The 18,892-nt window shown below is 71.4% G+C and carries 16 protein-coding genes and 1 pseudogene; 12 read left to right on the plus strand and 5 right to left on the minus strand.

Annotated elements, in window-relative coordinates; all coding sequences use genetic code 11:
* Window positions 1-82: 82 nt before the first annotated feature.
* The 6 genes from OG485_RS32750 (at window position 83) to OG485_RS32775 (ending at window position 8,224) form a co-directional block, all read left to right on the plus strand.
* On the plus strand, window positions 83-973 hold the full coding sequence (locus OG485_RS32750) for an FAD binding domain-containing protein (protein ID WP_328672183.1): 891 nt from the start codon (window positions 83-85) through the stop codon (window positions 971-973).
* Window positions 973-1,575, plus strand: a complete 603-nt coding sequence (locus tag OG485_RS32755) for a (2Fe-2S)-binding protein (RefSeq protein ID WP_328672184.1) — start codon at window positions 973-975, stop codon at window positions 1,573-1,575. Before OG485_RS32750 ends, OG485_RS32755 begins: the two co-directional genes overlap by 1 nt.
* A 2-nt stretch (window positions 1,576-1,577) precedes the next feature.
* The gene (locus tag OG485_RS32760; RefSeq protein ID WP_328672185.1) at window positions 1,578-3,965 is read left to right on the plus strand and encodes a xanthine dehydrogenase family protein molybdopterin-binding subunit; all 2,388 of its coding nucleotides are present in this window, start codon (window positions 1,578-1,580) and stop codon (window positions 3,963-3,965) included.
* 283 nt (window positions 3,966-4,248) lie between these two features.
* Entirely contained in the window at window positions 4,249-5,706 is a 1,458-nt protein-coding gene (locus OG485_RS32765; protein ID WP_328672186.1) for an NCS2 family permease, read from the plus strand.
* Window positions 5,707-5,749: 43 nt separating this feature from the next.
* Window positions 5,750-6,904, plus strand: a complete 1,155-nt coding sequence (locus OG485_RS32770; protein ID WP_328672187.1) for an XdhC/CoxI family protein — start codon at window positions 5,750-5,752, stop codon at window positions 6,902-6,904.
* Window positions 6,905-7,048: 144 nt separating this feature from the next.
* Window positions 7,049-8,224, plus strand: coding sequence for a glycoside hydrolase family 6 protein (locus OG485_RS32775; protein ID WP_328672188.1), 1,176 nt, complete (start codon window positions 7,049-7,051; stop codon window positions 8,222-8,224).
* Window position 8,225: 1 nt separating this feature from the next.
* Here OG485_RS32775 and OG485_RS32780 read toward each other — a convergent pair whose 3' ends face one another.
* The 3 genes from OG485_RS32780 to OG485_RS32790 form a co-directional block, all read right to left on the minus strand.
* Window positions 8,226-8,666, minus strand: coding sequence for an SRPBCC family protein (locus OG485_RS32780; protein WP_328672189.1), 441 nt, complete (start codon window positions 8,664-8,666; stop codon window positions 8,226-8,228).
* A 549-nt stretch (window positions 8,667-9,215) separates the two neighbouring features.
* Window positions 9,216-9,506 (minus strand): nuclear transport factor 2 family protein, encoded by a 291-nt coding sequence (locus tag OG485_RS32785; RefSeq protein WP_328672190.1) that lies wholly within the window; start codon window positions 9,504-9,506, stop codon window positions 9,216-9,218.
* Between the two features lie 54 nt (window positions 9,507-9,560).
* Complete coding sequence (locus OG485_RS32790) at window positions 9,561-10,559, minus strand: NADP-dependent oxidoreductase (RefSeq protein WP_328672191.1); 999 nt, start codon at window positions 10,557-10,559, stop codon at window positions 9,561-9,563.
* A gap of 122 nt (window positions 10,560-10,681) precedes the next feature.
* On the opposite strand from OG485_RS32790, the gene OG485_RS32795 reads away from it, so the two are divergent.
* A complete protein-coding gene (locus OG485_RS32795) occupies window positions 10,682-11,557 on the plus strand; it encodes a LysR family transcriptional regulator (protein WP_328672192.1) in 876 nt (291 codons plus the stop codon).
* 667 nt (window positions 11,558-12,224) lie between these two features.
* On the opposite strand, the gene OG485_RS32800 is transcribed toward OG485_RS32795, so the two are convergent.
* A complete protein-coding gene (locus OG485_RS32800; protein ID WP_328672193.1) occupies window positions 12,225-13,601 on the minus strand; it encodes a diacylglycerol/lipid kinase family protein in 1,377 nt (458 codons plus the stop codon).
* A 250-nt stretch (window positions 13,602-13,851) separates the two neighbouring features.
* A pseudogene (locus tag OG485_RS32805) lies at window positions 13,852-14,307 on the minus strand (winged helix-turn-helix transcriptional regulator); the annotation flags it as partial.
* Window positions 14,308-14,427: 120 nt separating this feature from the next.
* On the opposite strand from OG485_RS32805, the gene OG485_RS32810 reads away from it, so the two are divergent.
* From OG485_RS32810 to OG485_RS32830, 5 genes are all read left to right on the plus strand, one after another.
* Window positions 14,428-14,913: a PaaI family thioesterase gene (locus OG485_RS32810; protein WP_328672194.1), complete on the plus strand. Its 486-nt coding sequence runs from the start codon at window positions 14,428-14,430 to the stop codon at window positions 14,911-14,913.
* A gap of 82 nt (window positions 14,914-14,995) precedes the next feature.
* Window positions 14,996-15,640 (plus strand): DUF1345 domain-containing protein, encoded by a 645-nt coding sequence (locus OG485_RS32815; protein WP_328672195.1) that lies wholly within the window; start codon window positions 14,996-14,998, stop codon window positions 15,638-15,640.
* 142 nt (window positions 15,641-15,782) lie between these two features.
* Window positions 15,783-16,817: a Dyp-type peroxidase gene (locus tag OG485_RS32820; RefSeq protein ID WP_328672196.1), complete on the plus strand. Its 1,035-nt coding sequence runs from the start codon at window positions 15,783-15,785 to the stop codon at window positions 16,815-16,817.
* Window positions 16,814-17,761: a family 1 encapsulin nanocompartment shell protein gene (locus OG485_RS32825; RefSeq protein ID WP_328672197.1), complete on the plus strand. Its 948-nt coding sequence runs from the start codon at window positions 16,814-16,816 to the stop codon at window positions 17,759-17,761. Before OG485_RS32820 ends, OG485_RS32825 begins: the two co-directional genes overlap by 4 nt.
* Before the next feature lie 236 nt (window positions 17,762-17,997).
* Window positions 17,998-18,819 carry a Clp protease N-terminal domain-containing protein gene (locus OG485_RS32830; RefSeq protein WP_443048958.1) on the plus strand — a complete coding sequence of 274 codons (822 nt, stop codon included), beginning with the start codon at window positions 17,998-18,000 and terminating at the stop codon, window positions 18,817-18,819.
* Window positions 18,820-18,892: the final 73 nt, after the last annotated feature.

Consider the following 18,892-nt stretch of genomic DNA (forward strand, 5'->3'; position numbering starts at 1 on the left):
GAGACCTCATGACCGAGCCGAGGACGCCGCACCCGATCTGGCTTGATCACCACACCCACGACACGAATGAAGAGAGCCACTCATGGACTTCCTTCGCCCCGCCAGTTGGGAGGAGGCGCTCGCCGCCAAGGCCGAGCACCCGGCCGCTGTGCCGATTGCGGGTGGCACCGATGTGATGGTCGAGATCAACTTCGATCACCGCAGGCCCGAGTACCTCCTCGACCTGAACCGCATCGGCGAGCTGAGCGAGTGGGAGGCCGGCGAGAGCAGCGTGCGCCTGGGCGCCTCCGTTCCGTACACCCGGATCATGGAGAACCTGCGCCGTGAGCTTCCCGGGCTGGCTCTCGCCTCCCACACGGTGGCCTCCCCGCAGATCCGCAACCGCGGCGGCGTCGGCGGCAACCTCGGCACCGCCTCCCCGGCCGGCGACGCCCACCCCGCCCTCCTCGCGGCGGGTGCCGAGGTCGAGGCCCAGTCGGTTCGCGGTTCGCGGCTGATCCCGATCGACGACTTCTACACCGGCGTGAAGCGCAACGCGCTCGCGCCCGACGAGCTGATCCGCGCCGTCCACATCAAGAAGGCGGACGGACCGCAGCAGTTCTCCAAGGTCGGCACCCGCAACGCCATGGTGATCGCGGTGTGCGCCTTCGGTCTGGCCCTGCACCCCGAGACCCGTACGGTCCGCACCGGCATCGGCTCGGCCGCGCCGACCCCGGTCCGCGCGAGGACCGCCGAGGAGTTCCTGAACGCGGCGCTCGACGAGGGCGGCTTCTGGGACAACGGCAAGATCATCACCCCTTCGGTGGCCAAGCAGTTCGCCGTGCTGTGCTCCGCCGCCTGCAACCCGATCGACGACGTCCGCGGCACGGCGAGCTACCGCCGCCACGCGGTCGGTGTCATGGCCCGTCGCACGCTGACCTGGACCTGGGAGTCCTACCGCGGCACCGCCGCCCGCACGGAGGGAGTCGCGTAATGCGTGTCAACTTCACGGTCAACGGCCGCAGGCAGGAGGCCGACGACGTCTGGGAGGGCGAGAGCCTCCTGTACGTCCTGCGCGAGCGTCTCGGCCTGCCCGGTTCCAAGAACGCCTGCGAGCAGGGCGAGTGCGGCTCCTGCACGGTCCGTCTGGACGGTGTGCCGGTGTGTTCCTGTCTGGTCGCCGCCGGCCAGGTGGAGGGCCGCGAGGTCGTCACCGTCGAAGGGCTGGCCGACTTCGCCAAGCAGCGGGCGGAGCACACCGGTTGCGCGACGGGTTCCTGCAACACGGCCGAGGCGACGGGTATTTCGCTCGACGAGGCCCAGAGCTGGGCCGCCAGGGGGCACGACTCGCAGACCGGCGAGGGCGACGAACTCTCGCCCGTCCAGCAGGCGTTCATCGACGCCGGAGCCGTCCAGTGCGGCTTCTGCACCCCGGGTCTGCTCATCGCGGCGGACGAGATGCTGGAGCGCACCCCGAACCCGACCGACGCGGATATCCGCGAGGCGCTCTCGGGCAACCTGTGCCGCTGCACCGGCTACGAGAAGATCATGGACGCGGTCCGCCTCGCGGCCGCCCGGCAGTCCGAGGCGGTCTGATCATGGGAACGACCGGAACACCCACGAACATCACGCAGGGCTCCCGGACCAGGGGCGGCATCGGCGAGTCCACGCTCCGCCCGGACGGCACCCTCAAGGTCACCGGCGAGTTCGCGTACTCCTCCGACATGTGGCACGAGGACATGCTGTGGGGCCAGATCCTGCGCTCCACGGTCGCCCACGCCGAGATCGTGTCCATCGACACCTCCGAGGCCCTCGCACAGGCCGGCGTGTACGCCGTCATGACGTACGACGACCTGCCCACCGACGTGAAGAACTACGGCCTGGAGATCCAGGACACCCCGGTCCTCGCGCACGGCAAGGTACGCCACCACGGCGAGCCGGTCGCCATCGTCGCCGCCGACCACCCGGAGACCGCGCGCCGCGCCGCCGCCAAGATCAAGGTGGAGTACCGCGAGCTGCCGGTGATCACGGACGAGGCGTCCGCGACCGCGCCCGGCGCGGTCCTCGTCCACGAGGGCCGCGACGACCACCACATCGGCCACGTCCCGCACCCGAACATCGTGCACCGCCAGCCGATCGTCCGCGGCGACGTCGAAGAGGCCGCGAGGAAGGCCGACTTCGTCGTCCGGGGCGAGTACACCTTCGGCATGCAGGACCAGGCCTTCCTCGGCCCCGAGTCCGGGCTCGCCGTGCCCTGTGAGGACGGCGGCGTCGAGCTCTACATCGCCACCCAGTGGCTGCACTCCGACCTGCGCCAGATCGCCCCGGTGCTCGGCCTGCCCGAGGACAAGGTCCGGATGACCCTCTCCGGGGTCGGCGGCGCGTTCGGCGGCCGCGAGGACCTGTCGATGCAGATCCACGCCTGCCTGCTGGCCCTGCGCACCGGCAAGCCCGTCAAGATCGTCTACAACCGTTTCGAGTCCTTCTTCGGACACGTCCACCGCCACCCCGCCAAGCTCACCTACGAGCACGGGGCGACCAAGGACGGCAGGCTCACGCACGTCAAGGCGCGGATCGTGCTCGACGGCGGCGCGTACGCGTCGGCCTCCCCGGCGGTCGTCGGCAACGCCGCCTCGCTCGGCGTCGGCCCGTACGTGGTCGACGACGTCGACATCGAGGCCATCGCGCTCTACACCAACAACCCGCCCTGCGGAGCCATGCGCGGCTTCGGCGCGGTCCAGGCGTGCTTCGCGTACGAGGCCCAGATGGACAAGCTCGCCGACGAGGTGGGCATGGACCGGGTCGCTTTCCGTCAGCTCAACGCGATGGAACAGGGCTCGCTCCTGCCGACCGGGCAGCGCGTCGACTCACCGGCCCCGGTCGCCGAACTCCTGCGCCGTGTCAAGGCGATGCCCCTGCCGCCGGAGCGGCAGTGGCTCTCCGCGGGCGAGGAGGCCGACGTACGGCAACTGCCCGGCGGTCTGTCCAACACCACGCACGGCGAGAGCGTCGTCCGCGGGATCGGGTACGCCGTCGGCATCAAGAACGTCGGCTTCTCCGAGGGCTTCGACGACTACTCGACCGCCCGGGTCCGCATGGAGGTCGTCGGCGGCGTGCCGGTCGCCACCGTGCACACCGCGATGGCGGAGGTCGGCCAGGGCGGCGTCACCGTCCACGCGCAGATCGCCCGCACCGAACTGGGCGTCGCGCAGGTGACCATCCAGCCGGCCGACACCCGGGTGGGCAGCGCCGGTTCGACGTCCGCCTCGCGTCAGACGTACGTCACCGGCGGCGCCGTCAGGAACTCCTGCGAGCTGGTCCGCGAGAAGGTCCTGGAGATCGGCCGCCGCAAGTTCGGCACGTACCACCCCGCGTGGGCCACGGCCGAACTCCTGCTGGAGGGAGGCAAGGTCGTCACCGACGGCGGCGAGGTCCTCGCCGATCTCGCCGACGTGCTCGAGTCGGAGGCCGTCGAGGTCGAGGCCGAGTGGCGGCACCGGCCGACCGAGGCCTTCGACCTGCGTACCGGGCAGGGCAACGGCCATGTCCAGTACTCGTTCGCCGCGCACCGCGCCGTCGTCGAGGTGGACACCGAACTCGGCCTGGTCAAGGTCATCGAACTGGCCTGCGCCCAGGACGTCGGCAAGGCGCTCAACCCGCTGTCCGTCATCGGCCAGATCCAGGGTGGTACCACCCAGGGCCTGGGCATCGCGGTCATGGAAGAGATCATCGTCGACCCGAAGACCGCGAAGGTGCGCAACCCCTCCTTCACGGACTACCTGATCCCCACCATCCTCGACACGCCGACCATCCCCGTCGACGTGCTCGAACTCGCCGACGACCACGCCCCCTACGGGCTCCGTGGCGTCGGCGAGGCCCCGACCCTGTCCTCCACCCCGGCCGTCCTCGCGGCGATCCGGAACGCGACGGGTCTGGAGCTCGACCGGACGCCGGTACGCCCCGAACACCTCACGGGAACCGCGTAGGCGCCGGACACATCTCTCCGGGCGGCGACGGGAACGTCACACTTCACCGCGCCGCCCGGAGCACCCGGCCACCGCACCGCTCGCGGGACCGGGAGCCGCAAAAAAGCAGCAAGCAACAACCACGTACAGCAACAGAGTTCCTCTCGTTCCTCTCGTTCGTCTCGGGCCGTCCCCCGGGTCGTGCGGCCGAAGCACCTTCCCAAATCCCGCAGCCGCGCACGCGGCTGACCAGCCGTCAGGACGGCTGTCCGGGTGTCCCTTTGAACCTTGGGAGCAGGCCCACATGACCCAGCAGTCACTGGAGCCGAAGACCACCGCGCAGGACGCGGGCGCGGGCGGCCGCGTTCCGGCCGGACGGTCTTGGCTCGACCGGTACTTCCACATTTCCCAGCGGGACAGCTCGATCGCGCGTGAGGTGCGCGGCGGTGTCACCACCTTCATGGCGATGGCGTACATCCTGCTGCTCAACCCCCTCATCCTGTCCGGCAAGGACGTGGCGGGGGACGCACTCGGCCAGAAGGCGCTGATCACCGCGACCGCGTTCGCGGCGGCCTTCACCACCCTTCTCATGGGATTCGTCGGCAAGGTGCCGCTCGCCCTGGCCGCCGGACTCTCGGTGTCCGGGGTGCTCTCCTCGCAGGTCGTCCCGCAGATGACCTGGCCGCAGGCCATGGGCATGTGCGTGATGTACGGCGCGGTCATCATGCTCCTGGTCGTCACCGGGCTGCGCGAGATGATCATGAACGCGATCCCGCTGGCGCTCAAGCACGCCATCACCATGGGGATCGGCCTGTTCATCGCGCTGATCGGCCTGGTCAAGGCCGGCTTCGTGCACCAGGGCAGGGCGACCCCGCTCACTCTCGGCCCCACCGGCGAACTCGCGGGCTGGCCGGTGCTGCTCTTCGCCGCGACCCTGCTGCTGATCTTCGCGCTCCAGGCGCGCGGTGTCCCCGGCGCGATCCTCATCGGCATCGTCTCCGGCACGGCCGTCTCCGTCCTCCTCGACGCCACCGGTGTCATCGACCCCGGCCAGTGGGCCGGCGGCGCCCCCGAACTGCACGGCAGCGCCGTCTCGATGCCGGACTTCTCGCTCTTCGGCAAGGTCGAGTTCGGCGGCTGGAGCCACGTCGGCGCCATGACGGTCGGCCTGATCGTCTTCACTCTGGTGCTCGCCGGGTTCTTCGACGCGATGGCCACGATCATCGGGGTGGGCACCGAGGCCGGACTGGCCGACGACCGGGGCCGGATGCCCGGTCTGTCGAAGGCGCTGTTCATCGACGGCGCGGGCGGAGCGGTCGGCGGAGTGGCCGGAGCGTCCGGCCAGACGGTCTTCGTCGAGTCCGCGACCGGCGTCGGCGAAGGGGCCCGTACCGGCCTCTCCTCCGTCGTCACCGGCCTCTTCTTCGCGGCCTGCCTGTTCTTCACCCCGCTCACGGCGATCGTGCCGGGCGAGATCGCGGCGGCGGCCCTGGTGGTCATCGGCGCCATGATGATGACGAACGCGCGCCACGTCGACTGGGCCGACCGCGCCACCGCCGTCCCGGTCTTCCTGACGGTCGTGATCATGCCGTTCACCTATTCGATCACCGCGGGCGTGGCGGCCGGTGTGATCAGCTACGTCGCCGTCAAGACCGCCCAGGGCCGGGCCCGGGAGATCGGGGCCTTCATGTGGGGTCTGACGGCGGTCTTCTTCGTGTACTTCGCGCTCCACCCCATCGAGGGCTGGCTGGGCGTCCGCTGACGCCGAGCCCCTTCCACGCAACCGCTGCCAAGGAGACCGAGACATGCTGGACATCGCCGAAGAACTGCACCGGTGGGTCGAGCAGGGCCGCGACTTCGCCGTCGCCACCGTGGTGGCGGTCGGCGGCAGCGCGCCCCGCAGGCCCGGCGCCGCTCTCGCCGTCGGCTCCGACGGCACGGCGATCGGCTCGGTCTCGGGCGGTTGCGTGGAAGGTGCGGTCTACGACCTGTGCACACAGGCGCTGGAGGACGGCGAGACCGTCCTCGAACGCTTCGGCTACAGCGACGACGACGCCTTCGCGGTCGGCCTGACCTGCGGCGGCGTCATCGACATCCTGGTCACCCCGGTCCGCTCGCACGACACCGCCCGCCGGACGGTGCTCGCGACGGCCCTGGCCGGAGCGGCGCGCGGCGAGGCGGCGGCGCTCGCCCGCGTCGTGAGCGGGCCCGCCGAGCTGATGGGCCGCGCCCTCGTCGTACGTCCCGACGGCTCCCACGAGGGCGGTTTCGGGGCCCACCCCGGACTCGACCGTACGGTGGCGGGCGAGGCGGCGGCCCTGCTGGACGCCGGCCGCACCGCCACCGTGGAGATCGGAGAGCAGGGCTCTCGTTGCGGAGCGCCGCTCACGGTCCTGGTGGAGTCCTCGGTCCCGCCCCCGCGCATGATCGTCTTCGGCGCCATCGACTTCGCCTCGGCCCTGGTCCGCGTGGGCAAGTTCCTGGGCTACCGGGTGACGGTGTGCGACGCCCGCCCGGTCTTCGCGACGGCGGCCCGCTTCCCCGGGGCGGACGAGATCGTCGTGGAATGGCCCCACCGCTATCTGGAGCGCACGGAGGTCGACTCCCGCACCGTCCTGTGCGTCCTCACCCACGACGCCAAGTTCGACGTCCCGCTGCTCCGGCTCGCGCTGCGGCTCCCGGTGGCGTACGTCGGCGCCATGGGCTCGCGCCGCACTCACCTGGACCGCAACGAGAGGCTGCGCGAGGTCGGCGTCACCGAGATCGAGCTGGCCCGCCTCAGGTCGCCGATCGGCCTGGACCTGGGGGCGCGGACCCCCGAGGAGACGGCACTGTCGATCGCGGCGGAGATCGTGGCCGACCGGCGCGGTGGAAGCGGAGTCTCCCTCACCGGGGCGCACACCCCCATCCACCACGACACCCCCTCGGATCCGGTGCGCCGTATCGGGTCGGTGGCCTGAGGGCGCCCGCCTCCGGGTCGTTCCGCGGTTTCCGTGCGTGTTCTTCCGCGCCCTGTATTGACGCACGCGCGCCTCTCGGCGAACCTCCTGTGGGAGCGCTCCCGCAAGTCCCTCGTGACCGTTGCGACCCCGGAGTGAACCCGTATGAGACGACGCACCCCCACCTGGCTCGCCGCTCTGTCCGTCGGACTGGCAGCCCTGTTCGCCGTACCACCGGCGCACGCCGCCGAGGCGGCCGGCCGCACACCGTCGCTGTACGTCCCCGACGCCAACCCGGCGGCGTACCGGCAGGCCCTCGGCCTCGCCCGGGCCGGACGGCTGCGCGACGCGGCGGGCATCGTGGCGATGGTGAACACCCCGCAGGCCGTGTGGTTCGGTGACCAGACGCCGGCCGAGGTGGAGAAGGAGGTCCGCGCGGTGGTGCGCGACGCGGGACGTGACGGCGCGGTTCCAGCGCTGGCGCTGTACGACATTCCCGGCCGGGACTGCTCCAACTACTCGGCGGGCGGCGCCGCGGACACCGCCGAGTACCAGGCGTGGATCGACGCGGTGGCCCGCGGGATCGGCCGCGGCGACGCGATCGTCACCCTCGAACCCGACGCCCTCGCCCTGCTGCCCTCCGACTGCGGCCAGGACGACGCGCAGGGCACGAAGACGACCGCGCGCTACGCGGAGGTCAACTACGCGGTCGACGCCCTGGAACCACTGCGCGGGACGAAGGTCTATCTCGACACCGGGCACCCGGGCTGGCACTCCGTCAACTCCATCGTGCCGCGCCTGATCGAGGGCGGGGTGGCACGCGCCTCCGGCTTCTACACCAACGCCTCGAACTACCACACCGACGACGCCGACTCCTGGTACGGCAAGCTCATCTCGTCCTGCCTGGCCTACGCCGACAGCGGTGGTGACGTCGCCCAGTGCCCCAACCAGTGGTGGCCGCGCGCCGACGCGCAGACCTGGCTCGACGCGCAGGTGTCGACCCCGCCGTCCCGGATGAAGCACTTCGTCACGGACTCCAGCCGCAACGGCCGCGGCCCCTGGACCCCGCCGGCAGGCAAGTACACGGACGCGCAGGACTGGTGCAACCCGCCGGACCGCGGCCTCGGCGCCCGCCCCACGCTGCGCACCGGCGACCCGCTCCAGGACGCCCGGCTGTGGATCAAGACACCCGGTGAGTCGGACGGCCTCTGCCTGCGCGGAACCGCGGGGCCCGAGGACCCCGAGCGCGGCACGGTCGACCCCAAGGCGGGCGACTGGTTCCCGCAACAGGCCCTGGAACTGGTCCAGTCGGCCGAGCCGCCGCTTCTTCCAGGAGACTGAACTACTCCCGCCCCAGCAACCCGTCCACCGCCCGCCCGAACATCCACCGCGCCGACCACCCCAGCGGGCGGTCGGCGAGGGCGGGCAGGGCGCGCACGCTCAGGTCCTCCCGCCAGACCACCCGTGAACCGCCGCCGTCCGCCGGGTGCACCTCGAACTCGGCCCAGCCCGTGACGAACGTGCCGCGCTTGACCAGCCGGCACGTTCCCGGGACCCCGCCGCCCGGCGGGCTCCACGCGACGACCTCCATCGGGTCGTCGAACGCGAGCCGCCCGAGCCCCGACCGTGCCACGAAGACCGTGCCCTCCCGCGTCGGCGCCGGGGTGCGCACGGCGACCCGGGTCAGCGGGACGACGTCCGCGTGCCGGGGCCAGTCGGTCAGCCGCCGCCAGCTCTCGGCGACGGAGTGCCGGGACACGCGTTCCAGGACGAAGAGGACCACGGCATGATCGTAGGCGCCGGAAGGCCGGGACCGGAGACGAACCCACCGCGGGACATGCTGCCGAGGATCCGTGGAGCAGGCCGACGACGGTCCGGGGGACACGCCGATGACGGTCCGAACGTGCTGCCGCCGGTTCGCGGGACGCCCTCGCCCGGTGCTCACGGCTTGCCGGACGGTTCCTCCGGTCGTTCCCGCCCTGTGAAAAAGCCGGGTCAAGCACACGATCCCGGAGCCGAGGGACCATAGGGCGAACACAACGGTCGTCGGCACCTCGCAGGCCGCGGCACACGTGGCGGGACTCGTCGTACTTGCTCTCTACGTCCAGGATCTGACCCCCGCGGCCGCCGGAACGGCCATCACCACTCTGACTGTCCCCGACTGCCTGCTCGATCTGTCAGAAGGCAGCCGAACCTGCTGGCGTTCAACAACGCGTCGACCGGCTGGGCATCTCCCTACAGAGGGCCGTGTCGTTCGTCGTCGGCCCAATCGGTACCCGGGCGCCGTCGGCCGGCACCCGATGATCCGCCGGACACACTGCCTGGCCCCGCCCTAAAAGGCGTTGTCCAGCGTCAGGGTGAGCTCGGCGATCCGCCACCCACCGTCGGACCGGCGCAGGCCGAACGTGCAGACCCCGGTTGAGATCATCTGGATGCTCTCGCCGGTGTTCCTCGTCTGCACCAGACAGGCCCGCACCTCAGCGGTAGCGGCGTCCGTCGTCGTGACCACGACATTGCCCAGGTGGTGCAGCACCCTTCCGGCCTGGGCCGTGTGCCCGTCACGGATGACGTCGAGCACCGCCGCGCGTCCGGCGACCGGGCCGAGCACTCTCTGTCCGGGCATTCAGCTCGTCCAGGGCGTGGGCGTAGTTCGCCACCGCCTGCTGGGGTTCGGCGATCACGAGACCACCGTCAGCACGATCTTGCCTTGGAGGTGGCCCTGCGCGGCTCGCGTGTGTGCGCTGCCCGCCTCGGGCAGCGGGTAGGTGCTGTCCACCCCGACCTGGAGCTTGCCCTCGCCGAACAGGTGCCCGATCTCGGCGAGCTGGGGGCCGTTGGAACGCACCTGAATGTTCGAGACTGTGATGCCCAGACGCGCCGTCTCTTCCGGGTCGTACTGGGCGAAGAACACCGGAAGCATGGTGCCGCCGCGCTTGAGCACGGTCAGGAAGCGTGAGCTGTCCGGGCCACCGACGGTGTCGATCACCAGGTCGACGCCGCTGACCACGTCCGCGGCCTGCGTCGTGGTGTAGTCGATGAACTCATCGGTGCCGAGCTTGCGCAGGAACTGCTCGTGCCGGCCCGAGGCCACCGCGATGACGTGTGCCCCCTTCCATTTCGCCAGCTGCACCGCGAAGTGGCCCACTCCACCGGCGGCCCCGTTGACCAGCACGGTCATCCCTGGCGTGATCGGCACCGGCCGGTGCACCTGGCCGGTGAAAGGAGACGGCACGTCGTGGCCGAGCTCAACCAGGTACTGCCAGGCCGTAAGCACGGCCATCGGCGCCCCAGCCGCCTGCACATGGTCAATACCGGCCGGCTTGTGAGCCAGGTCCGAAGCCGGCGCGGCCACGTACTCGGCGTACGTCCGGCCGTCGAATCCGGGGAACCGCAGCATGCCGAAGACCTCGTCACCGACGGCGAACCCCGACACGTCCGGAGCGACCGCCTGGACCACGCCCGACATGTCCGTTCCGGGGATCAGGGGGAACTCCAGCGCCGGCCTCATCTCGGCCGGCATGACCTTCATCCCCTCACGCAGGTACCAGTCCGGCGGGTTGATGCCCGCCGCGTGCACCCGGACGAGCACCTCGCCCGGGCCGATCTCGGGAACCGGCACCTCGTCATACCGCAGAACTTCCGGCCCGCCCGCTTCGTGGAACTGGATCGCCTTCATCGCACCTGTCGCTTTCCTGGGGAAACATTGCTCCTTCAGTCAAGGCCCAGGACGGCATGACCGTCCAAGACCGGTTCGGCAACCTGATCATTCCGAAACGGCATGACGCGTACGCTGGAAGAGTGAACGATCTCGGACAGGACCTGGAGCTGCGGCTGGTGCGCTACTTCACCGTGGTGGCGGTGCACCAGCACTTCGGCCGGGCCGCCGCCGACTTGCACGTGGCCCAGCCGGCGCTGAGCCGCCAGATCCAACGGCTCGAGAAGTATCTCGGCGTACGCCTGCTGGACCGCACACCCCAGGGCACCCGGCTCACTCCGGCCGGACAGACGTTCCTCCCCCAGGCCCAAGCGCTGCTGCAGGCCGCCCGCCAGGCCGAGCTGGCCGTGCGTGAACAAGCCGAGACCGAACGAATCGCCATCGGCTACGTCGAAGACCTGGTGATCACTGCCGCCGTACGGGAACTGCGCCGCCGTTACCCGGACGCCGAGATCGCCACCCGGCATCTGAGCTGCCGCGACGTCGGGGCGCTGTCCGACAAGCGCGTCGACGCCCTGATCACGCGGGCCCCGCTGCCGCTCGCCGCCGACGACGTGTTCACCACCCCGCTGTACGAGGAGCCCCGGATGCTCGTGGTCCCGCGCGGCCATCCCCTGGCCGACCGCGCGTCGGTGACCGCGGAAGAACTGGCCGGCGAGGAGGCGGCGCCGTGCGCGTTCGCGACCGCGGACTGGACTTCCTACCGGATCCTCGGGGCCGGTGTGCCGCCGATCGAGAGCTACGAGGACAAGCTCGAACTCGTCGCGAGTGGCAGGGCGATCGCCGTGCTACCGGTCGGCGATCGGCGTAGCTCACTGCGTCCCGACCTCGTCACCGTCCCGATCGAGGGCGCTCCCCCCAGCCAGGTCGTCCTGGTCAGCCGCAAGGGCGACCCTAATCCGATGATCAGGAATCTCCGGCTAGCGGCCAAGGCCGTCCTGACCTCCCTGGCAGCCTGACCGGGACCAGCCGAACCGCTTGGCGCTGAACTGCACCAAGCGGTGCTCCGCGGGCCGTGTCCGTCGCGCATCTGCCGGTATCGCTCGGGGTCAGGTGGTGCCGGCTCAGCGGCCGACCCCATGGAACTGCGATCAAGCACGTCGTATCGGCCAGGAACCGTCGCCGTATCGCGTGCGGGTGCGGGGGAGTTCCGCCGCGTCGTCGGCGCTGGGGTCCAGAGCTGTTCAGCGGGTCGTCGTAGCTCTCGTGGTCGCTGACGTCGAACGGCGCGGCTTTCGCGATGACCGTGAAGCCGGGGACGACAGTGGCCGCCTTGCCCGCCAGCTCGGTGTTGAGGCGGTCGGCGTCGTGGTCGGCGAGCCAGGTCTGGTTGTAGGGGCCGAGGCGGAGCACCGTGTATCCGGTGCCATCGCCGCGGCGCGCTTCGACGTGGACGCGCAGTTCGCCGGGGCCATGCCGACGTCGTCGGGGAGGTCCAGGCCCGCCGCGGCGTGGGTGAGGGGCTCGTAGGCCGGATCCCACGCACCGAGGATGTCGGCCGTCTCGCAGCGCAGCCAGCCCAGCCGCCGATAGTGGGCGCCGTAGGGCGTGTACGAGCCGTCGGGTGTTGCAGGGCGACGGCGTTCACGTCGGGCCCGTGGTCGTCACCCGGTCGCGGGTGCGCGCTCAACGAACGGGCCGACCCGGACGGCGATGTCCCGGTCCGTGGCCGGGGCGGTGCACGCCGGCCGTGCGGCTCACGAGCAGGGCCATGGCCATCAGCCGGCGCCAGTCCAGGGCGGGCTGGACCGTGGGCACGCCCGGACGCTTCTTCGGGACCCGGACGCGCAGCACGCCCGGTTCGACGCGGCAGCGCACCGGGGTGGACAGGACCATGGCCTCGCCGTCGACACCGGCTTCCAGTTCTGCGCTGTCGGCGGTCACGACCACCTCGCGCGCCGTGAGGACGGACAGGCCCTGCGGGGCGGGGGAGAGCAGCAGGGCGGCGGCCTCGACCGCGCTGTCCACCTTGACGCCGAGAACGCCGAGTTGCCCCGTGTCCAGCCGCTCGCGCCGTCCGAGACCCGCCGGATCGTCGGTGCGGTAGGGGTTGTTGCTCACCAGCACCGCCTGCGGTGCCACGAGGGTCGTGCCGGCGGCGTGGGCGGTCAGCTCGGGTCCGCGCTGGCGGGTGAGCAGATCCGGAAGGAGTTCCAGGATCGTGCCGATCTTGTCGTCCCGGTAGGCGGGATCCTGGACGACCGCCGCGTACGCGCCGAACGAGGCGTTGTTGACGAACGGGTGCGTCCCGGCGAAGCCGAGGTCCACCCGCAGTTCGACCCCGTTCGTCAGCGCGTCCAGGCAGGTGGCGGGGTCGTCGCGGTCGAGTCCGAGGTCCATGGCGAAGTGGTTGCGGGTGCCGGCCGAGACGACGAGGAACGGCAGCCCGTGTTCGGCGGCCACGGCCGCGACGAGCGCCTGCGTCCCGTCGCCGCCCGCGACGCCCAGCAGGTCCGCTCCGTCGGCGACCGCCTGCCGGGCCAGTTCCGTGACGTCCTGGTGCTGTTCCGGGTCGAGGAGCACGACCCGGGCGCCGAGCCGCTCGGCCTTCTCCACGAGTCCGAACCGCTCCACCTTGCCGCCGCCGGAGCGGGGGTTCATCAGGACGAACGGCTTCTGCGGCGGCGGGGTGCGGTGCTCCTTCATGGGCCGGACCCGGCCGCGGGCGCTGCGCAGCGCGTAACGGCCGCACCACACGGCGGTGATCCACAGCACCGGGGACAGCAGCAGGGTCCACAGCAGGGTCAGCGCGAGGACCACGACGGCGGCGAGCGGGAGGAGGACCGCGAGCAGTCCGGCGATCCAGCGCAGCGGGCCCCGCCGGGTCAGCATCCACCACACTGCCGCCGCCGCGACGGCCATGGCGGCGGCAGCGGCGAGCAGGAGCAGGAAGCCGCGTACGCCCCCGAAGGCGAGCGGCAGCGCCACGGCGAGCGCCGCCGCCGACAGGGAAGCTCGCGCCGCCCATCGTTCTCTGGCCGGCGGCCCCGTCTCCGTGCTCATCGTTCCTCCACCGGTCGGTCCGTCCGGCACCGCGGTCGCCGTCCGGGAGGGCACCCCCGCGCCGTTCACGCGAACCGGATGCCCGGGCTGCGGACGTCCATGTCCGACCCGCCGGGACAGCCCTCACAGGGTCACGCTGTCACGAGCCGGGCTCCGGGGCCACGAGGCGGCCTGTGTCCCGGTCCGTTTCCTGGCGCGCGCTTCCTCCCGTTCCCCGCCCGGGGGCCGGGAGGGCGGCGGGATCCGCCCGCCGCGCCGACGGGCCGGGGCGGGTACGCGCCTGCGGCGGGATCAGCTCGCCGTGCCCGGCTCCGCACACGACCGCCGCGCGCACCTGCTCGCCGCAGTCCGCGTGCACGACCTCCAGCGGCGGCCCCTCGGGGTCGGCCGTGTAGCGGTCTCCCCACTGCTTGAGGGCGATCATGGCGGGCCACAGCTCCCAGCCCTTGCGGGTGAGCCGGTACTCGTGCCGGGTGCGGCTGCCGGGCTCGCTGTACGGCACGGTGTCCAGGATCCCGGCCGCGACCAGCTTCCGCAGCCGGTCCGCCAGCACGCTCTCGGAGAGCCCGACATGGCGCCGGAAGTCGTCGAAGCGCCGTACGCCGTTCATCGCGTCCCGCAGGACCAGCATCGACCACTTCTCGCCGATCAGGTCGAGGGTCCGCTGGACCGTGCAGTTCTCGGTACTGGTGTCGAGCCACGTCATGCGCCCCATCGTAGGCTGACTAGGAGATTGACAGCCAGGTGTGGTGCTGACTAGCTTCTGTCGTACCGGCTGGCTTCGAAAAGCAGAGTCAGAGGGGCGAAGCGGGAGAGTGGGAGAACCATGGGCAGGTCTCGTACGTACGACTGGGAGGACCCGGCCGTCTGCGCGGCGGCCGTCGCCCGGTACAGCGGGCTCGAATTCCTCCGCGAGATGCAGGCCGGCCGGCTCCCCGCGCCGCCGATCTCCGCGACCGTGGGCATGACCCTCGACGAGGTCGAGCACGGCCGGGTGGTCTTCTCCCTGGTCGCGGGGGAGGAGCACTACAACCCCATCGGAAGCGTCCACGGAGGCGTCTACGCCACCCTGCTGGACTCCGCCGCGGGCTGCGCGGTGCAGTCCGTGCTGCCCCGGGGCACCGGCTACACCTCGCTCGACCTGAACGTGAAGTTCCTGCGGCCGGTCACCGTGGACACCGGCCGGATCCGCGCGGTCGGCACCGTCCTCAACAGCGGCCGCCGTACGGCCCTCGCCCAGGCGGAGCTCTTCGACGCGGGCGGCCGGCTGCTCGCCCACACCACCAGCAGCTGTCTGCTGTTCCCCGTCTGACCCGCGGCTGCTCCCTGTCCTGACGCCGCCCGCCGCGGTTCCACCGGGCCGACGGGTGCCGCCGGGGATACCGTGGCGGCGTATGAGGACCAGCCTGCCCGGACTGCCCCTGGACGCCGTGCCGCGCCTGATCGTCGCGGTCATCCTCGGTGCCGTCGTCGGCGTGGCCGTCGGGCTCTCGAACGACGTCTTCCTGGGCTCGCTCGTCGGGATCGCGGCGACGGAACTGTCCTTCGTCCTGGCGGGCTGGGCGGTGCTGTGGCCGATGACGGCCACGGCCACCCGCGACATCGCGCGCCGCGAGGACTTCCGCCCCCTGGCCGACGAACTCGTGGTGGTCGCGGTCGCCCTGTGCGGGCTGTGCGCCATCGTGCTGCTGCTCCTGCGCGGCAGCCGGTCCGACCAGGGCCACGCGGGGGCCGTGACCGCCCTGTGCGGAGTGTTCCTGGCCTGGGCCGCGCTGCACCTGATGTACGCCACCCGCTACGCCTACGTGTACTACGAGGCGAACGGCGGCATCGACTTCAACACGGACGACCCGCCGGCGTACCGCGACTTCTTCTACTTCAGCTACAACCTCGGGATGACCTACCAGGTGTCCGACACCAGCGTCTCCAGCCCGCGGATCCGCTCGATCGTGCTGAGGCACTGCCTCCTGTCGTACGTGTTCGGCACCAGCATTCTCGCGACGGCCATCAATGTCGTCGTCGGACTCGTGAGCGGCTGACACCACCGCGGACGCGATCCGTTCTGGTGCGGTTTGTCCCGCGACGAAGCAGGATGGGGAAGTACCGACCGGTCCGTGCGCGACGGGACACCTCAGCGTCCATCGCGACGGACACCTCCGCGTCCCCCGAGGAGGCCGACTCTTGGCCGAGCCACAGGCTGTGATCTCCCGACCGGCCAGGGCCACCGTGTTCCTCGTGGTCACCGTCACGCCGGGGCACGAGGACACGATCCGCGGTCTGCTGGAGGACGTCTCCGGACTGCGCCGCTCCGTCTCCTTCCGGGCACCGGACGGCGAACTCGGCTGTGTCGTCGGCGTCGGATCGGCGGCCTGGGACCGGCTGTTCAGCGGGCCCCGCCCCCAAGAGCTGCACCCGTTCGTGGAGTTGACGGGCAGACGCCACCGGGCCCCGGCCACGCGGGGAGACCTCCTGTTCCACCTGCGGGCCCGCCGCGAGGACCTCTGCTTCGAACTGGCCCGGCTGATCATGGAACGGCTGGACGGCGCCGTCACGGTGGTCGACGAGGTCCATGGATTCAAGTACTTCGACGACCGCGACCTGCTCGGCTTCGTCGACGGCAGCGAGAACCCCGAAGGGCCGACGGCCGCCGACGCCGTGCTCATCGGCGACGAGGACCCCGATTTCGCCGGCGGCAGTTACGTGATCGTCCAGAAGTACCTGCACGACCTGCGGACATGGAACGCCCTGCCGTCGGACGAGCAGGAGAGGGTCATCGGGCGCACGAAGCTCGCCAACACCGAACTCCCCGACGACGTCAAACCGGCCGACTCCCATGTCGCGCTCAACACCATCACCGGCGAGGACGGCCGCGAACGCAAGATCGTGCGGGAGAACATGCCGTTCGGCACCCTGGGCGAGGGCGAGTTCGGCACCTTCTTCATCGGCTACGCCCGCACCCCCGAGGTGACCGAGCGGATGCTGCGCAACATGTTCCTCGGAGACGGCCGGGCCTCGCACGACCGCATCCTCGACTTCTCGACCGCGATCACCGGATGCCTCTTCCATGTGCCGCCCGCCGGCTTTCTCGACGACCTCCCCGCCGCCCCCGGCGAGCGGGAGGAGGACGAGCCCGCGGCTGACCCGGCCGCCGCCGACGAGCGCGCGGTGGCGGCCGGCTCGCTGGGGATCGGCAGCCTCAAAGGAGTCCGAACATGACGACCGCACCCGACGCCACCGCCACGGACAGGGCCACCACCGCCGGGACCGGCAACCTGCACCGGGAACTCGCGCCCATCACGCCCGCCGCGTGGAACGAGATCGAGGACGAGGCGCGCCGCACGTTCCGGCGCAATCTCGCCGGCCGCCGTGTCGTGGACGTCACGGGCCCCGAGGGCCCCGCACTCGCCGCCGTGGGGACCGGCCACCTGTCCCGCATCGACGGACCGTCACCCGGTGTCGCGGCCCGGCTGCGCCGGGTTCAGCCCCTGGTCGAGCTGACGGTGCCGTTCCGGGTGAGCCGTGACGCCGTCGACGACGTGGACCGGGGCGCCAAGGACTCCGACTGGCAGCCGGTCAAGGACGCGGCCCGCACCATGGCCTTCGCCGAGGACCAGACCGTGTTCAACGGCTACACGGCGGCCGGTGTCGACGGTCTTCGCGCCCGTACCTCCAACCCGGTGCTCCGCCTCCCCGCGGAGCCTCGCGACTTCCCCGACGCCGTCAGCCACGCGCTGAGCACCCTGCGGCTGGCCGGTGTGCAGGGCCCGTACGCGCTGCTGCTGGGCGCCGAGGCGTACACGGCGGTCAGCGAGACCTCCGACCACGGCTACCCCGTCGCCGCCCACCTCGGCCGGCTGCTGGACGGCCGGCTGATCTGGGCCCCCGCCGTCGAGGGGGCCTTCCTGCTCACCACCCGGGGCGGCGACTACGAACTGCGCCTCGGCGACGATCTCGCCATCGGCTACACCGCCCACGACGCCATCGGCATCGACCTGTACTTCCGGCAGACCCTGACGTTCCTCGTCCACACGGACGAGGCCGTCGTGGCACTCGACCCGTGGACCGACACGAACACCGACACGAACCTGGACACGAACATGGACATGGACATGGACATGGGCGCGGACACGGACAGAGACGCGGGCAGGGGCGGGGGCTGATCCCGCCGGGGGCGCGAGCGTTCCCCGGGCGGGGCGGCCTTACGCGCGGGGGGTCCGAGGGCCGGACCGTATCCGTTTTCCGGCATTCGCCAACACCCCCTTCCCCTCGGCGAGTTCCCCCTTCTCCGGGGAAAAGTCGCAGGCCAGGCCGTTAACGGCACGGATGCTCGCTCCGGTTGCGGAGCAATAGGTGCCGCGAAATGGTGGAAGGACTCGTTCCGCACCGGGAGCTGTCCATGTCGATGTCGTCCTACGGTTTCGGCTCGTCCGACCCCTTCGGTGAACTGCTGAACCGCTTCTTCGGGATGTCGCCCGCGTCGTCTCCTCCGGCGGTGCAGCGTGTGCCCACCGGACGGCTGCTGACGGAGTCCTCGCAGGAACTTCTGAACCTGGCCGCACAGCAGGCCCAGCAGGACGGGACATCGGATCTCGACACGGAGCACCTGCTGTGGGCCGCCACGAAGGTGGAACCCGCCCGCTCCCTGCTGGCCCGCGCGGAGCTGGACCCCGACGCGCTCGCCGCGCAGCCGGCCGAGGTCCTCCCCCGGGAGAGCGGCGAACCGTCCTCGGAGCCGGGGCTGACCCCGGCGGCCAAGCGCACCCTCGCCGCCGCGTACGCCCGCTCGCAGGCGGCCGGGGTGTACTGCATCGGCCCCGAGCACATCCTCGCCGCCCTGGGGGAGGACGATCTCGTGCAGATCGTCGAGCATCTCCTCGGCCGGAGCGAACGCCGGGTGCGCGCGCAGGGCATGAAGCCGGAGGTGACCGAGGCGGCCAAGAAGCTGCTGGTCGCCCACGGCCATCAACCGGAGTTCGGTGCCCACCCGCCGAGGCGCACGATCCGGACGGAGCTCGACAACGGCATCGCGGGGCTGCTGCTCGGCGGCGAGGCCGAACCCGGCGACACGATCGTCGCCGACGACCGGGACGGCTCCGTGCGCTGCACCGTGCGCAAGGGCGCCGGGGGCAACAGTGCCCCGGACGGCGGACCTTCGGGTGACGGAGCGGAGGCGGAGCGGGGGAGCGCGGTGCCCGCCGGCGACACAGGCGGCGACTGACCGACGCACGACGAAGGACGGGACGGAGGACTCCTGAGACCGAGGGACGTGCCCGGGCGTGCGAGACGCCGGG

The organism is Streptomyces sp. NBC_00328 (assembly GCF_036139655.1).
GTDB lineage: Bacteria > Actinomycetota > Actinomycetes > Streptomycetales > Streptomycetaceae > Streptomyces.

Coding starts and splice junctions, on each gene's coding strand:
- OG485_RS32750 (WP_328672183.1), top strand. CDS start 83: ATGGACTTCCTTCGCCCCGCCAGTTGGGAGGAGGCGCTCGCCGCCAAG.
- OG485_RS32755 (WP_328672184.1), top strand. CDS start 973: ATGCGTGTCAACTTCACGGTCAACGGCCGCAGGCAGGAGGCCGACGAC.
- OG485_RS32760 (WP_328672185.1), top strand. CDS start 1,578: ATGGGAACGACCGGAACACCCACGAACATCACGCAGGGCTCCCGGACC.
- OG485_RS32765 (WP_328672186.1), top strand. CDS start 4,249: ATGACCCAGCAGTCACTGGAGCCGAAGACCACCGCGCAGGACGCGGGC.
- OG485_RS32770 (WP_328672187.1), top strand. CDS start 5,750: ATGCTGGACATCGCCGAAGAACTGCACCGGTGGGTCGAGCAGGGCCGC.
- OG485_RS32775 (WP_328672188.1), top strand. CDS start 7,049: ATGAGACGACGCACCCCCACCTGGCTCGCCGCTCTGTCCGTCGGACTG.
- OG485_RS32785 (WP_328672190.1), bottom strand. CDS start 9,506: ATGCCCGGACAGAGAGTGCTCGGCCCGGTCGCCGGACGCGCGGCGGTG.
- OG485_RS32790 (WP_328672191.1), bottom strand. CDS start 10,559: ATGAAGGCGATCCAGTTCCACGAAGCGGGCGGGCCGGAAGTTCTGCGG.
- OG485_RS32800 (WP_328672193.1), bottom strand. CDS start 13,601: ATGAGCACGGAGACGGGGCCGCCGGCCAGAGAACGATGGGCGGCGCGA.
- OG485_RS32810 (WP_328672194.1), top strand. CDS start 14,428: ATGGGCAGGTCTCGTACGTACGACTGGGAGGACCCGGCCGTCTGCGCG.
- OG485_RS32815 (WP_328672195.1), top strand. CDS start 14,996: ATGAGGACCAGCCTGCCCGGACTGCCCCTGGACGCCGTGCCGCGCCTG.
- OG485_RS32825 (WP_328672197.1), top strand. CDS start 16,814: ATGACGACCGCACCCGACGCCACCGCCACGGACAGGGCCACCACCGCC.
- OG485_RS32830 (WP_443048958.1), top strand. CDS start 17,998: ATGTCGATGTCGTCCTACGGTTTCGGCTCGTCCGACCCCTTCGGTGAA.